Genomic DNA, 13,493 nt, shown 5'->3' with positions numbered 1-13,493 from the left:
ACACACACCCACAACACAACACAAATCCGCAGGTCAGATACTGCTTTCTTGATCGCATAACCTCACGTTTAATGCCCAGTTTGCACGTTCTTAGTTCGCGCCCACTGCGGCAGAGAATCGCTCGCTGCGTGGGGCGAGTGATACGCGGCCCGTGAGGTACAACCCCATGGACACCAGCGCGATCACCAGCACCACACTGGCCAATCCGATCACCGCCATACCCTCTTCAGCGATAGCTCCTTGATCCACAACATCCAGCATCAGCCGGGTTGGGAAGAAGAAGATGAAGGGCACGACCATCGCGAAGAACTCGGAGCTCGGCATGATCGCGTGGGACGCCAAACAAACGAAGGCGGTGATCGCGGTGGTGGTGAGGATTGGGGTTAGCGGGGCGTCGATAAGCAAGGAAATGCTCCCGGCAACCAGGCCGAAAACGGCGCTCGTGCCCAACGACACCAACACCACCTGGCCCGCCCATACTTTTCTGGTTAAGCCCAGACCACGGGCGGTCGCGGGCAGGAGGCCGGCCTCCTGGAAGAGTGCAAACCAGAGCATGATGACGGGTGCGGCGGCGACGAGCTCACGCATCGTCTCGTTGCCTATATACCCGCCCAGCGGATACAGCAGGCCAACAAGTGCGCCGGCACCTGCGGCCCACAGAAGCGGGCGCGCCCAAAACAGGCTGAGCGTGAGTGAATTTCCCCAAACGCGAAGGCCAGCACCGCGCTGATTTCGCGCCCTCGGCTCGCCGTTTGGCAGTGCGTTTTCAAAAAAGGCGACAACAGTGAGTATCCCGAGGCCGGCACCGAGGATCCCTATTGCGTCGTGACGCGAGATGAGCGCCGACACCACTGTTAGCAACACCGCCGGAACCGCGCCGAACATAAACGTGCGACGTGCCTGCTGGCGTGTTAGCCCGAATGCCTGCACGAAATCCCCATCAGGCAAAAACACCAACCACCAAATCACCGCGGCGATCACCGGCTGGGTGAGCGCAACCAGCGGACTGTCTGCGATGTTGAGGAAAAATGTGCCAAAAATCGGCAGCATCACGAAAAACCGCCACCATGGGCCAGCCTTGAACTGATGCCAGAAGAGCCTGAACATTTAGCTCGCCTCCAAGTGGGTTGCAATCAGGTCATCAAAACCAGCTGCGCGCGTGCGGGTACCGGCTGGCGCGGGCTCCCCAAAAGGAATCAGCGTCCGCGTCTCACCGAGAACCACCTGGTAAGCATCAGCATCCTCCGGTGTGAGGTGCGCAGAAATGCGTCCGTCGCGCCCCAAGATCAGGGCGGAATCAAGAATGCGTGCGGCGTCCTCAATATGGTGCGTTGCCATGATGATCGTCCGGCCAGAATCGGCCTGCGCCAACAGATGCCGGTAAAACACCTGCGTGTTGTGGGTGTCTAGGCCGACGTAGGGCTCGTCTAAAAGCAGCAGCGGTGTCGCCGAGGCCAACCCCACCACAATGCCCGTCATCGCGCGCTGACCACGCGAAAGGTTGCCGTAGCGCTCCCGCAATGTCCCGTAAAGACAAAATCTTCCACCAGCTCATCGGCGAGCCACTGATCCCACCCCGGGTACCGCAGCGCAGCCGCCGCCAGCACATCTCGCAGCTTCCACGACACCGGATATTCCACATCGACACCCGTCAGCGCAGTCCGGTCCATCACCTTGGGGTTGTCATAGGGCTTTTGCTTATCGACGCCCACGTCACCCCCACCCGGCCTCAACTGCCCCGCAATCACGCTCAGTAGGGTCGATTTGCCCACACCATTGCGGCCGAGCAGGCCGTGGATACCGGGGCCTAAGTCAAAATCAACGCCATTGAGCACCACCTTTTTGCCAAAGGAGCGCTGAAGATTTCGTGCGGTAACCCTTGTCATTGATACATGCCTCTACTTTCTGCAACACGGTCAATCAGGTCGTGCAGGTCGGTGCGGGAGTAGCCCAGGCGTACGGCCTCATCAATCAGCGGGGCAATGAACTCGCCAGCAAAGGCGTCGCGACGCAGCTGGATGATGCGCTCGCGGGCACCCTCGTTGACAAACATGCCGAGGCCGCGGCGTTTGTGGAGCACGTCAGCGTCCACAAGCAAAGAGAGCCCCTTACGAGCCGTAGCGGGGTTGATCTCATGAAACTGTGCGAGCTGGTTCGTTGAGGGGGCTTGGGCGCCAGGCTGCAACGAGCCATCCACAATCAAGTCCTCGACCAAGCGGGCCACCTGCACAAAGAGCGGCTCACTCCCTGTATTCATGCGACCCTCCGCCGGGCTAGTTGGTTCGTTACTGCAGTAACTAAGTATCTAACAGTTTTTCGCCCAAGGCGCAAGCATGAAACAACATTTTCAGGCAGACTGGTGGGGCAATTCATAGTTAGTAACGAAAAGAATCGGAATTTAGGAGCCATGCTTGAACGCACACTGGTGTTCGTCGACACGTCTTACCTGCTTGCGAGCTTTTACAACTCGTGGGAAATCGGCGCCCGCGCACAGTTAGAAATCGACCTCCCCGAGGTAGTAGCAACCCTCGGGACCATGATCACCCAACAACTCAACCAACCCGTCCACCGCCAATACTGGTACGACGGCATCCCCGACTCCGGGCCACACCGCTACCAACGGTCCCTGCGCTCCTGCGCCGGCGTGCAACTGCGCACCGGCCAACTCATCGAATGGGGCGAACGCCGCACCCAAAAAGGCGTGGACACCCGCCTCGTCGCAGACCTAGTACTCAACGCCACGCGCGAACAGTTCAGCGACTTCGTGCTCGTGTCTGGCGACGCTGACATGATCCCCGGCGTCCAAGAAGCCAGCGACATGGGCGTCCGCGTCCACCTCTACGGCTTCGGCTGGGACTCCATGTCCTCTGCCCTGCGCCACGCCTGCGACACCACCACCATCATCGACCCACGCGAGGACTTCGCCGACTCCATGCAGCTGCAAGTCCTCGAAGGCCCGCTCCCCCCATGCATCAGGGAGCGCCCGCTTAACGACGCTGAACCGGTCGACCAAGACAACGGCCCCACCCCAGTGCCCGGCCTGGGCCCCGACCCGCTGCGTGCGCCGGACGAGGAAGAGGCGGCGCCTGAGCCTTCTCCGGCGATCGTCGCCGAGGCAGCCCGCAGGCAGGCCGAGCAGGATGAGCCGGCACAGACTGAGCCAGCACAGGCCGAGCCGGCACAAGCTGAGCCCGCACAGGCCGAGTGCGCGGATGACTCCGAGCGCGCCACGGATTGCGACGACGAGCCAACCGAAGCCGAAGTCGAAGCCACCAACCAGGCCAACAAGCCTGGCAACCAGACTTTGAGCAACCCAGAGGCCTCCGACGTGCCGACGCCGGCCCCAAAGCCCACGCCGAAGCCGTCCATGATGGCGCCGCGCCGGAAGCTGCGCTCGCGCTACGTGCCGCTCCCGGAGGAAGTCTGGTCCTCCGCAGGCTTCCAAACCCCCTACGACGTGGGCCAACAGTACGCGGCGTGGTGGTTCGAAAACGCCGCCACCATGGAGCAGCGCGACAAGGCACACATGCTCTCCGGCGGTGGCCTGCCGCCCGAGATTGACCGCCCGTTGCTGCAGTTCGCGTGCGAAACGCTGCACGAATACACACTGAGTGAAACCCAGCGCGTGAATCTTCGCGACGGTTTCCATTCCGGCATCCGCGGCGTCCTCATCAACATCCGCCGCGACTAGCCGCGGCTAGTCGCAGAGCCGCGCATAGCAAAAAGCGCCGCGGGTGGGGTTCGTGCCCACCGCGGCGCTTTGAGTTTTAGCGGTTAGTTTTGGCGGCTAGTTCTTGTCGGGGTCGGCGCTGAGGTACGCCTCCGCGTCAGACACGTCGGTGTCTGCCACGTCGGCATCCTCCGGCGCCTCGATAGCCTCCGGCGCTACGTTCCCGGAAGCGCCCTCAGAACCGGAGCCAGCCTCAAGCTCGCCCGCCATGGACGCGCGGATCTGCTCCAAACGGCTCGACGCCGCCAGATCAGTACCAGCGGACTCGATCTCCGCCATGCGGTCCGTCATCGAATCCTTCGCCAACTCCTGCGCACCCAGCGCGTTGGCGTAGCGGCGCTCAATCTTGTCGCGCACGCCGTCGAGGGTGGGCACGCTATCGTCCGCACCGAACTGCTGCATGGAGTCCATCGTCTTGGCGGTCTGCTCCTGCATCTTCGCCTGGTTCAGCTGGCTCTCCAGCTGCGACACCTGCGCCAGCTGCTCCTGGAGGCGCGCCTCCGACTGCTTCTGGTGCGCCTGCGCCTCACGTGCCGCCTGCTCAGCAGAGGCGTACGCCTGCTTCGTCTGCTCAAGCTCCTGCTCCACAGACACAAGCTGGGACGCCAAGACCTCCGCAGTCGCATTGAACTGCTGCGCCTTCTCCGCGTCACCAGCACCCGTGGCCTTATCGGCCGCCTGGAGTGCCGTGCGTGTCTTCGCCTGCAGGTCCTCCTGGGACTTAATCAGACGCTCCAGCTTCATCTGCAGCTGATTGCGGTTGCCGATAATCGACGCAGCCTGCTGCGAAATCTCCTGATGATTCTTCTTCGCCTGTGCAACCGCCTGCTGAATCTGCACTCGAGGATCTGCATTTTCGTCGATCTTCGAGTCAAACGATTGCATCATGTACTTCCAACCCTTGGTAAATGGGTTAGCCATGGGGGACACCTTTCGTCGATAAGCAAGAATGCCCCACCGAGTGTACGGAAACTACTCGCCCGCCTGCTGCTGCTCAATCTGGCGACGGACCTCATCCATGTCCAAAGCCTTGACCTGATCAACCAGGTCAGCAAAGGCAGCCTCCGGAAGCGCGCCGGCGTTTCGGAACACCAAAATACCGTCGCGGAACGCCATCAACGTCGGGATCGCCTGGATCTCAAGCGCCGCCGCAAGACCCTGATTGGACTCCGTATCCAGCTTGGCAAAGGTCACGTCCGGGTGCGCCTCCGAAACCTTCTCATACACCGGGGCGAACTGGCGGCACGGTCCGCACCAGGACGCCCATGCGTCAACAAACACGGTGCCTTCGCTAACAGTGGTCTCAAACGTGTCCTCGGTTACATCGATCGTGCTCATTGCATACTCCTTCGCATTGGTTTGTTATGGTGCCAACTACTCCAACCATATACACGTGCCCGAGATTCCCAGCCGGGCTTTACCTGGGGAAAGTGCAACATAATGACGAAGAATTACAGCATTTCCGGCCCGTCGACTGAGGCTGCGGTGGACTCGCTTATTGATGAAGTACAGCTTGTACGCGGCATCCACACCGTGGACGTTGACCTGGAAAACGGCCGCCTGACCGTCAGCGGTGAGGATTTTTCCGGCGAGGAGATTCTGCAGGCAATTGCCACCGCTGGCTATACGCTCGAAGATGAGTAGACTGGCGCCATGGCTACAAAAAATTACAAGGTAGAAGGCATGACCTGCGGCCACTGCGAGTTGAGCGTGCAGGAGGAAATCGCTGAGATCGCGGGCGTGACCGCGGTGAAGGCCGACCATGTTAACGGTGCCGTGACGGTTGAGGGCGAAGGTTTTGATGATGCCGCCGTTGCCGCCGCTGTGGAAGAGGCCGGCTACAAGCTGGTTTAGTCGATGACGCACATCGAGCTTGGCGTCACGGGCATGACGTGTACGTCCTGCTCGTCGCGCGTGCAGCGCAAGTTGAACAAACTCGACGGCGTGGAGGCTGCGGTGAATTACTCCACCGAGACCGCCACGGTTGATTATGACCCGTCGAAGGTTGATGTTGAGCAGCTGCTTTCCACGGTCCGCGGCGCAGGCTATGACGCGTTTGTGGTTGAGGACAAGGAGCCTTTGCTTGCCGACGCCAACAGCGCCCCCACCACCGACCCCCTCTTGACCACCACCGTGTGGTCCGCAATTGTGTCGCTGCCGGTGATGCTGGTCTCCATGATCCCGGCGATGCAGTTTGCCAACTGGCAGTGGGCGGCGTTTGCTGCGACGACGCTGGTGTACTTCAGCGCCGGCAGCGTGTTCCACCGCGCCACGTTGACCAATCTGCGCCATGGCAGTTTCACCATGGACACCCTGATCACGCTGGGTACGACCGCGGCGTACGGGTGGTCCATTTGGGCGCTATTTTTTGATGGCAGCGACCACATTTATTTGGAGACGGTATGCGTTGTCATCACGTTTCTGCTGCTGGGGCGTTGGTTTGAGCACCGCGCAAAGGGGCGAAGTTCCGAGGCGTTGCGCAACCTGTTGGACATGGGGGCCAAAGACGCCGCCGTGCTGCGTGACGGCGTGGAGGTCCGCGTTCCCATCGCTGAGCTGCGCGTGGGCGATCACTTCGTGGTGCGCCCCGGCGAGAAGGTGGCCACGGATGGGCGTGTGGTCAGCGGCAACTCCGCTATTGATGAGTCGCTGTTGACCGGCGAGTCCGTGCCTGTTGAGGTCACCGAGGGCGCCGTGGTTACCGGCGCCACGTTGAATACGTCCGGCCGCCTGGTGGTTGAAGCCACCCGCGTGGGCGAAAACACCACGCTTGCGCAGATGGCGCAGCTGGTCAAGGACGCCCAGTCCTCCCAAGCGCCCGTGCAGCGACTGGTGGACAGGATCTCCCAAGTCTTCGTGCCTACGGTCATCGTGGTGGCGCTGCTTGCGCTGGTTGGCCACCTGATCGCTGGCCAGGGCGTTACCCAGGCGTTTACTGCGGCGGTTGCCGTGCTGATCATCGCCTGCCCATGCGCGCTCGGCCTGGCCACCCCCACCGCCATCCTGGTGGGCACCGGCCGGGGCGCGGAGCTTGGCCTTCTGATCAAGGGCCCCGAGGCGCTCGAATCCACTGGCAACGTGGACACCATCGTGCTGGACAAAACCGGCACCGTAACCTCTGGCCAGATGCAGGTCACCGATGTGTACCCGGCACGTGGGTGGGAGAAGGATGAGGTGTGGGGGTTGGCGGGGGGCGTCGAGAAGCAAAGCGAGCACCCCATCGCCCAAGCCATCGCCGCAGGTACCCAGCCTGCCGAGGCCACCGACTTCGTGGCGGAGCCCGGCATCGGAGCCTCTGCGCGTATCGACGGCCACCGCATCCACGTCGGCCGCCCCACCAGGGACCTGGGCGAACTGGCTGCCGCATTCGACGCCGCGGAAGCCCAGGGCGCAACCGCCGTTGCCGTGGAGCGCGACGGTGAGCCGATCGGCGTGATCGCGGTGCGCGACACCGTGCGCGCCGACTCCGCGGCCGCCGTGGCTGAACTCAAACGCATGGGGCTGACCCCGCACCTGGTCACCGGCGACAACGCGGGCGCGGCCGAGGCTGTGGCGCGCGAGGTGGGCATCGAGGAAGTCACCGCCGGCGTCCTGCCCGCGGACAAGGTGGACGTGGTGCGCTCCTTGCAGTCGGCAGGCAAACGCGTGGCCATGGTTGGCGACGGCGTCAACGACGCCGCAGCCCTCGCCACCGCCGACCTGGGCATGGCCATGGGCGCGGGTTCTGACGTGGCCATCGAGGCCTCCGACATCACGCTCATGCACGACTCTCTGGGATCCGCCGTAGACGCCATCCACCTGGCACGACGCACCCTGCGCACCATCAAAGGCAACCTGTTCTGGGCGTTCGCCTACAACGTGCTGCTGATCCCCGTGGCGGCGCTTGGGTGGCTGGATCCGATGCTGGCGGGCATCGCCATGGCGTTCTCTTCCGTGTTTGTTGTATCTAATTCACTACGGTTGAAGGGCTTTAAGGCACAATTTGGCGGGTGAGCGAACTAACACGCACCCAACGCCTTGACCGCCTGCCCGTAACGCCGAAGCACAAGCGCTTGTTGTTTGGCTCCGGCATCGGGTGGGCCCTTGACGCCATGGACATCGGCCTGGTGTCCTTCATCATCGCCGCGCTTGCCGTGCACTGGGACCTGGATAAATCCACCACGTCGTGGATTGCGTCGGTGGGGTTCATCGGCATGGCGGTGGGTGCGTCGCTGGCGGGCTTGTTGGCCGACAAGATCGGCCGCCGTCAGGTGTTCGCCGCGACGCTGCTGCTGTATGGGCTGGCCACGGGCGCGTCGGCGTTGGTCACGTCCGTGGGCGCGTTGATGGTGCTGCGCTTCATCGTGGGTCTGGGGCTGGGTGGCGAGTTGCCGGTGGCGTCCACACTGGTCAGCGAGTTCTCGCCGCGGCGCGTGCGCGGGCGCATGGTGGTGATCCTGGAGGCGTTTTGGGCGCTGGGGTGGATCATGGCTGCGCTGATTGGCACGTTTGTGGTGGCTGGCAGCGACAACGGGTGGCGCTACGGCCTGGCGCTTGGCGCGGTGCCGGCGCTCTACGCGCTGTACGTGCGCCTTGGCCTGCCGGAGTCGGTGCGCTTCTTGGAGTCCAAGGGCCGCCACGAGGAGGCGGAGGCCATCGTGCGCTCCTTCGAGGCCCAAGCCACCCATGCGGAGCCGGTGGTTGCAGAAGTTGCGGAACCCATCGAGGGAGGCATTTGGGGCCCTGCTTTACGACGCCGCACCGCCGCCTTCTGGACCGTCTGGTTCTGCGTCTCCCTTGCCTATTACGGGGCGTTCATCTGGATCCCGTCCCTGCTGGTGGAGCAGGGTTTCACCCTTGTGCGTTCCTTTGCCTTCACGCTGATTATCACGCTTGCGCAACTGCCCGGGTACGCAGCGGCCGCCTGGTTGATTGAGGTGTGGGGCCGGCGCGTGACCTTGTCCGCGTTCTTGGCCGGGTCCGCGGTGTCTGCCCTGCTGTACGGGTTGGCAAGTGCGCCGTGGCAGATCATCGCGGCTGGTTGCTTGTTGTCGTTTTTCAACCTGGGCGCTTGGGGAGCCTTGTACGCCATCGGCCCGGAGCTCTACCCCACCGAGATCCGCGCCACCGGCACCGGCGCCGGCGCCGCCTTCGGACGCGTCGGCTCCATCCTCGCCCCACTTCTGGTGCCGCCGGTGCTTGCCTTCGGCGGCCAAATCGCCGTCTTCGGGGTCTTCGCAGTGGCGTTCGGGGTTGCGTGCGCGGCAGCTTTTTCGCTGCCCGAGCAAAAAGGCCAACCGCTGATCTAGCCGCTCAGTCTCTTGCGATGCAGCGATTCCCAAATCACTGCATTCCGAGATCTATTTCCCCAAGATGTGACACGTGCTCGGGAAATTACTGCACTGCCCCACCGCTCGCCTGGAACAATCGATCCAGCTGCCCGTACATCTGCGGCAGCGTTTCATCTGAATACCGCAGCGGCGTCCACCCCTGAAGCGTCACCTCCAAGTTAATCGACGCATCTTTGTTTCGCTGCGTCTTGTCCCAGTGATGCGCCCCGTCATACATAAGCCCAACCGTCAGTCGCCGCTTCATGTCAATGAGGACAAGGTCAAAGGTGGTAACAATCCGACCCTCCTTCCAGATCGTTACCTGTTCTTCCAGCAAAAGCCCATGTTTATCCGCCAAGAACTGGGCGATCAACCTCATCTCTGATTCTTTGGGAGAATCTGCAAAACCAGATGACACGCCAATCACTGAACTGAGCCACAGCATGTCAATGTGTTGCTGTCCAGCTGCGAGGACTTTGGTGGGGTCGACGTGGAGGTGGCGGCGTGTGGCGTCGATAAGCTGAACTGCCCTGGTGAACGCATCATCCTTTCCGGGGGCACTGACCACGGGCCATCTGGATGTGCCTCTTCTTACTAACTTCAGCGCCTGCATCGTGGCAAGCGCGGGAGACGCCACCTGGACACGGGTCCCTCGGCAGCGCGCCAGCCACACATCAGGGCCAGGAATGGAGCCGCGTCTTACACCTGGCTGCAAAAGTGAGGCACGCTGGGCGCGTGAAAAACCATCAGCTAGGAACGTAATATCGCATCCCTCCACCAAAAACGGGAGACCATAAAGAGCCAAAGCGCCAAAGCCGGTAAGCACAAAATTTGGATGTGCAAGAGCATGCGCGGCGGCACGTAGCCGCGCAGGCGCCAGATACTGGATGCGCTGCGGATTGCAAGCGGCTACGTGTGTGGCCAAAGCCGGCGACAGCAGCTCATGGTTAGACACCCAGTAATGGGGGCTCAGCTGAAAGAGTCCAGGGCGCGAAGGGTCAACATTGTCTACAAGGGCGTTCGCGGCAGGTATGTCCATCCCGCGGTGAGGCTTTTCATTCATACCTCTTTAGACTGCGTGCAGCCGGGCTCGGTTCCCTCCCCGCGTGAAATGCGATGCAGTAATTCCGGGAGCACGTGTTGCCACTAGGGGTTTTACACCGCGGAATGCACCAATTTCGGGATTAGCGCGGTGTTTTCCGCAAAATTTGCGGGGCTTAGCCGTGGGCCATGTTGACAAAGCGCGAGTAGTGCAGCTGGTGCGCCACCGGGATCGTGTCAATCGGGCCGCCGCGGTGCTTGGCAACGATGATGTCGGCTTCGCCGGCGCGCTCGTCGTCACGATCCTGCGAATCCGGGCGGTACAGCAAAAACACCATGTCGGCGTCCTGCTCAAGCGAGCCCGACTCACGAAGGTCTGCAAGCTGCGGCTTCTTGTCCGTACGCGACTCCGGGCCACGGTTCAGCTGCGAAATCGCGATCACGGGGACCTCCAGCTCCTTGGCCAGCAGCTTCAGGTGACGGGAGAACTCCGAGACCTCCTGCTGACGCGACTCCACCTTCTTGCCGGAGCTCATCAGCTGCAGGTAGTCCAGCACCACAAGGTCCAGGCCGTGCTGACGCTTCAGCGCGCGGGCTTTGGAGCGGATTTCCATCATGGTGAGGTTTGGGGAGTCGTCGATAAACAGCGGGGCGTCCTGGATCTCGGTGAGACGCTTGGTCAGCTTCTCCCAGTCCCGCTCCTCCATCTGGCCCGAACGCATCGACGACAACTTGATCTCCGTCTCCGCCGACAACAAACGCATGATGATCTCAGAAGCGCTCATCTCCAGCGAAAAGATCACGCTGGTCTTGTTGTGGTGAATCGAACAGGAACGCATGAAATCCAGCGCCAGTGTGGACTTACCCACGCCCGGGCGCGCCGCGATGATCACCATCTGGCCGGCGTGCAGGCCGTTGGTCAGGTTGTCCAGGTCGATGAAACCGGTGGGCACGCCCTGGTCGAGGGCGCCGCCGGCGGCGATTTGCGTGAGCTCGTCGATAGTAGGCTTCAGCAGCTCGGATAGCGCGCGGTAGTCCTGTCCGGCGTCGTTGCGAGTGATGGCGAAGACTTCCTGCTGCGCGCGGTCTACAAGCGCCTCAACCTCCATGCCTTCCTCGCCTTCGTACCCAAGCTGGGCCACGTGCGTGCCGGCGTTGACCAGCTGGCGGAGGATGGACTTCTCCTCCACGATGTTGGCGTAATACAGGGCGTTGGCCGCCGTCGGCACCTCAGAGATCAACGTGTGCAGATACGGCGCACCGCCGACGCGCTCCAGCTGGTTGAAGCGGTCCAGGCGGCCGGCGACGATCAAAACGTCGATCTCGCTGGCGTCCGAGTACAGATCCACAATCGCGTTGAAGATCAGCTGGTTGGCCGGGAAGTAGAAGTCATCCGAACGCAGCTTGTCCACCACGTCAATGACCACGTCCTGGTTCAGCAGCATCGCACCGAGCACGGAGCGTTCCGCGCGCTCATCATGCGGCGGGGTGCGGTACTCGGAGTTCTGCGAGTTCTGCCAATGCTGCCTGCCGCGCTCGTAGCGCGAAGACCCCCTCCGCGGCTGGTATCCCGACGATGACCCCGCGTCATCCGAGAAGTCCGAGAAGTCCGGCGGCACGTCATCCGCAGGCTCTGGCGGCAAGACGTAGTCGTCTTCAAAACTGTTGTTGGCGGCCACGATGATCCCCTTTCACTGTGTGTAAAACACTACCCCACGCAGAGTTATCCACAGGCCCTGTGGACAACTTTGCGTATTGCGTGCGAGTTGTCCACAGGTACCTCGCCGACCCTGTGGAATTCTTGTGGAATCACGCTGCAAACGCACAGCAACCCATCACATCAACGCAGCTCAAGCTATATACATGCAAAGCCGCACCGGAGCGAACAAACGGGGGATAACTCCCCTGACCACGAGGTTTGACAAGCCCATTTTCGGCACTCAACACAGCGACACGCCGCCTGCGCTGGCATTCTTATGCGCTACTTATCCACAATTGTTCACAGGGGTGGCGCGGGGGTGGAATCACTCTTCGTGCGCGGCCCACTCGGCCATGTACTCCGCAATGCCGTGCGGGTCAGCCAGAAAGTCGCGCATGGCCCGAAACGCCATCGTCTCCTCCACGGCCACGCCGCGGGTCATGCCCTGCTCGCCCACCTCCACAATCTCCGCGCCCGGCACACCCAGCAGGATTGGCGAGTGCGTCACCATCACCACCTGCGTATCTGGGCGTCCCAAAGCATGCAGCTGCGCGAGTAACGCCATTTGGGAGATGGCGGAGAGGCCCGATTCGGGCTCATCAAGCAGGTAGAGCGCGTTCGGCTGCATCCGGGACGTCACCTCCAGCACGGACTCCCCGTGCGAGCGCCCGCCAAACTCCGTGATCGCCGTGTGCGTCTCCCCGCGCAAAAAGTACCCGGCAACCTTCGCCCGCGGCCCAGTGGCAAGCGTCAGCGCCCCAAACATCGGGTCATGAGCCCCAGGCTTATCGACGCCCCACGCCCCACCCTCAACCGCAAACCCCCACGCCCTGGCGACCCCCTCCAACAGCGTGGATTTGCCCACCCCGTTGCCGCCGGTAAACACCGTGATTGGCCGACGGAAGTCAAAGCCGAACTCCGCCACATGCGCAATCGCGGGCGTGTCCATGGCCCACGCGGGAGCCTTCGTGGCGTCGATGGAGATGCGGGTGATAAACATCAACTACAAAGACTAGAGCCTCACTCGGGGCTTGTGAGGTAGGCGGCGGTGCCAGCGGGGTCGTTGATGAATTCGCGGGTGGCGGTGAGGGGCTCGCAGGCGTCGAAAAGCAAAGGCTCCAAGCTGGGAACCTCAAGGATGCGGGCCTCCGGGATGGCCAGCAGCACCGGCGAGTGGGTGGCCATGAGGATTTGGGCGCCGCGGCGGGCAAGCACCGTGAGGCGGCCGAGGAGTTCGAGTTGGGAGAAGACGGAGAGGCCATCTTCGGGCTCATCAAGAATGATCAGCGTTTCGGGGCCGAGGCGGGTGCGCGCGAGGTCCATGATGCCCTCGCCGTGGCTGCGCTGCGGTAGGCCAACTAGCGCGTCGTCGGGGCCGAGGCTGGCGTGGTAGTTGGCCAGGGTGAGGTAGGTTTCGCCGCGGAGGAAGTAGACGTCGCGAGGGTTTTTGCGGCGCGTCAGTGTCAGCGCCTCGTGCAAAAGCGAGTGGTCGGCCGCCTCGAAGCGTGCGTTCCTGGAACCACCCGCCGCGTTCGCGCCGGCTGCAATCGCAATCGCTTCGATGAGCGTCGACTTGCCCGCACCGTTGTCGCCAGTCAGGATGGTCACCTGCGCCAGCTCCAGCGGCCGTTGGGCGAGCTGGCGCACCACGGGAAGCCCAGCGGCGTAGCCCACCACCGGGGCGTCAATGCGAACGCGGGTAACAAACATAGCG

15 protein-coding genes are annotated in these 13,493 nt (G+C 62.4%); 5 read left to right on the top strand and 10 right to left on the bottom strand.

Features of this window, described 5'->3' with window-relative positions; translation table 11 throughout:
* Positions 1-90: 90 nt before the first annotated feature.
* Genes HMPREF3104_RS00275 through HMPREF3104_RS00260 form a run of 4 tightly spaced genes read right to left on the bottom strand, consistent with a single transcriptional unit; the run spans position 91 to position 2,257 of the window.
* Positions 91-1,107: a hypothetical protein gene (locus tag HMPREF3104_RS00275; protein WP_070493063.1), complete on the bottom strand. Its 1,017-nt coding sequence runs from the start codon at positions 1,105-1,107 to the stop codon at positions 91-93.
* Positions 1,108-1,521 (bottom strand): AAA family ATPase, encoded by a 414-nt coding sequence (locus HMPREF3104_RS00270; protein ID WP_141738060.1) that lies wholly within the window; start codon positions 1,519-1,521, stop codon positions 1,108-1,110. It lies immediately after the preceding gene.
* Positions 1,476-1,886 (bottom strand): ATP-binding cassette domain-containing protein, encoded by a 411-nt coding sequence (locus HMPREF3104_RS00265; RefSeq protein WP_070493057.1) that lies wholly within the window; start codon positions 1,884-1,886, stop codon positions 1,476-1,478. The genes HMPREF3104_RS00270 and HMPREF3104_RS00265 overlap by 46 nt, the downstream gene beginning before the upstream one ends.
* Positions 1,883-2,257, bottom strand: coding sequence for a GntR family transcriptional regulator (locus tag HMPREF3104_RS00260; protein WP_070493054.1), 375 nt, complete (start codon positions 2,255-2,257; stop codon positions 1,883-1,885). The genes HMPREF3104_RS00265 and HMPREF3104_RS00260 overlap by 4 nt, the downstream gene beginning before the upstream one ends.
* A 150-nt stretch (positions 2,258-2,407) precedes the next feature.
* Between HMPREF3104_RS00260 and HMPREF3104_RS00255 the strand changes: the two genes are divergently transcribed.
* Entirely contained in the window at positions 2,408-3,691 is a 1,284-nt protein-coding gene (locus HMPREF3104_RS00255; RefSeq protein ID WP_070493052.1) for an NYN domain-containing protein, read from the top strand.
* Between the two features lie 96 nt (positions 3,692-3,787).
* Here the strand turns inward: HMPREF3104_RS00255 and HMPREF3104_RS00250 are convergent, their stop codons facing one another.
* Together HMPREF3104_RS00250 and trxA are read right to left on the bottom strand one after the other, a co-directional pair.
* A complete protein-coding gene (locus HMPREF3104_RS00250) occupies positions 3,788-4,651 on the bottom strand; it encodes a PspA/IM30 family protein (protein WP_070493049.1) in 864 nt (287 codons plus the stop codon).
* Positions 4,652-4,702: 51 nt separating this feature from the next.
* Positions 4,703-5,068, bottom strand: a complete 366-nt coding sequence (trxA, locus tag HMPREF3104_RS00245; RefSeq protein WP_070493046.1) for a thioredoxin — start codon at positions 5,066-5,068, stop codon at positions 4,703-4,705.
* 102 nt (positions 5,069-5,170) lie between these two features.
* Between trxA and HMPREF3104_RS00240 the strand changes: the two genes are divergently transcribed.
* Genes HMPREF3104_RS00240 through HMPREF3104_RS00225 form a run of 4 tightly spaced genes read left to right on the top strand, consistent with a single transcriptional unit; the run spans position 5,171 to position 9,018 of the window.
* Entirely contained in the window at positions 5,171-5,374 is a 204-nt protein-coding gene (locus tag HMPREF3104_RS00240) for a heavy-metal-associated domain-containing protein (RefSeq protein WP_070493044.1), read from the top strand.
* 9 nt (positions 5,375-5,383) lie between these two features.
* Positions 5,384-5,584, top strand: coding sequence for a heavy-metal-associated domain-containing protein (locus HMPREF3104_RS00235; protein ID WP_070493041.1), 201 nt, complete (start codon positions 5,384-5,386; stop codon positions 5,582-5,584).
* A 3-nt stretch (positions 5,585-5,587) separates the two neighbouring features.
* On the top strand, positions 5,588-7,723 hold the full coding sequence (locus tag HMPREF3104_RS00230) for a heavy metal translocating P-type ATPase (protein ID WP_070493038.1): 2,136 nt from the start codon (positions 5,588-5,590) through the stop codon (positions 7,721-7,723).
* Entirely contained in the window at positions 7,720-9,018 is a 1,299-nt protein-coding gene (locus HMPREF3104_RS00225; RefSeq protein ID WP_070493035.1) for an MFS transporter, read from the top strand. The genes HMPREF3104_RS00230 and HMPREF3104_RS00225 overlap by 4 nt, the downstream gene beginning before the upstream one ends.
* 85 nt (positions 9,019-9,103) lie before the next feature.
* Here the strand turns inward: HMPREF3104_RS00225 and HMPREF3104_RS12210 are convergent, their stop codons facing one another.
* The 4 genes from HMPREF3104_RS12210 to HMPREF3104_RS00205 form a co-directional block, all read right to left on the bottom strand.
* Positions 9,104-10,102, bottom strand: a complete 999-nt coding sequence (locus HMPREF3104_RS12210; RefSeq protein WP_141738058.1) for a hypothetical protein — start codon at positions 10,100-10,102, stop codon at positions 9,104-9,106.
* A gap of 154 nt (positions 10,103-10,256) precedes the next feature.
* A complete protein-coding gene (gene dnaB / locus HMPREF3104_RS00215) occupies positions 10,257-11,759 on the bottom strand; it encodes a replicative DNA helicase (protein WP_083278815.1) in 1,503 nt (500 codons plus the stop codon).
* A 345-nt stretch (positions 11,760-12,104) separates the two neighbouring features.
* The gene (locus HMPREF3104_RS00210; RefSeq protein ID WP_070493029.1) at positions 12,105-12,779 is read right to left on the bottom strand and encodes an AAA family ATPase; all 675 of its coding nucleotides are present in this window, start codon (positions 12,777-12,779) and stop codon (positions 12,105-12,107) included.
* Between the two features lie 20 nt (positions 12,780-12,799).
* Complete coding sequence (locus HMPREF3104_RS00205) at positions 12,800-13,489, bottom strand: AAA family ATPase (protein ID WP_070493026.1); 690 nt, start codon at positions 13,487-13,489, stop codon at positions 12,800-12,802.
* Between the last annotated feature and the right edge of the window lie 4 nt (positions 13,490-13,493).

Source organism: Corynebacterium sp. HMSC30G07, assembly GCF_001806945.1.
Taxonomy (GTDB): domain Bacteria; phylum Actinomycetota; class Actinomycetes; order Mycobacteriales; family Mycobacteriaceae; genus Corynebacterium; species Corynebacterium riegelii.
The sequence above is the reverse complement of the archived record's forward strand: the minus strand, read 5'-3'. Positions and strand labels throughout refer to the sequence as shown.

Coding starts and splice junctions, on each gene's coding strand:
- HMPREF3104_RS00255 (WP_070493052.1), top strand. CDS start 2,408: ATGCTTGAACGCACACTGGTGTTCGTCGACACGTCTTACCTGCTTGCG.
- HMPREF3104_RS00235 (WP_070493041.1), top strand. CDS start 5,384: ATGGCTACAAAAAATTACAAGGTAGAAGGCATGACCTGCGGCCACTGC.
- HMPREF3104_RS12210 (WP_141738058.1), bottom strand. CDS start 10,102: ATGAATGAAAAGCCTCACCGCGGGATGGACATACCTGCCGCGAACGCC.
- HMPREF3104_RS00260 (WP_070493054.1), bottom strand. CDS start 2,257: ATGAATACAGGGAGTGAGCCGCTCTTTGTGCAGGTGGCCCGCTTGGTC.
- HMPREF3104_RS00265 (WP_070493057.1), bottom strand. CDS start 1,886: ATGACAAGGGTTACCGCACGAAATCTTCAGCGCTCCTTTGGCAAAAAG.
- HMPREF3104_RS00240 (WP_070493044.1), top strand. CDS start 5,171: ATGACGAAGAATTACAGCATTTCCGGCCCGTCGACTGAGGCTGCGGTG.
- HMPREF3104_RS00210 (WP_070493029.1), bottom strand. CDS start 12,779: ATGTTTATCACCCGCATCTCCATCGACGCCACGAAGGCTCCCGCGTGG.
- HMPREF3104_RS00275 (WP_070493063.1), bottom strand. CDS start 1,107: ATGTTCAGGCTCTTCTGGCATCAGTTCAAGGCTGGCCCATGGTGGCGG.
- HMPREF3104_RS00205 (WP_070493026.1), bottom strand. CDS start 13,489: ATGTTTGTTACCCGCGTTCGCATTGACGCCCCGGTGGTGGGCTACGCC.
- HMPREF3104_RS00230 (WP_070493038.1), top strand. CDS start 5,588: ATGACGCACATCGAGCTTGGCGTCACGGGCATGACGTGTACGTCCTGC.
- HMPREF3104_RS00250 (WP_070493049.1), bottom strand. CDS start 4,651: ATGGCTAACCCATTTACCAAGGGTTGGAAGTACATGATGCAATCGTTT.
- trxA (WP_070493046.1), bottom strand. CDS start 5,068: ATGAGCACGATCGATGTAACCGAGGACACGTTTGAGACCACTGTTAGC.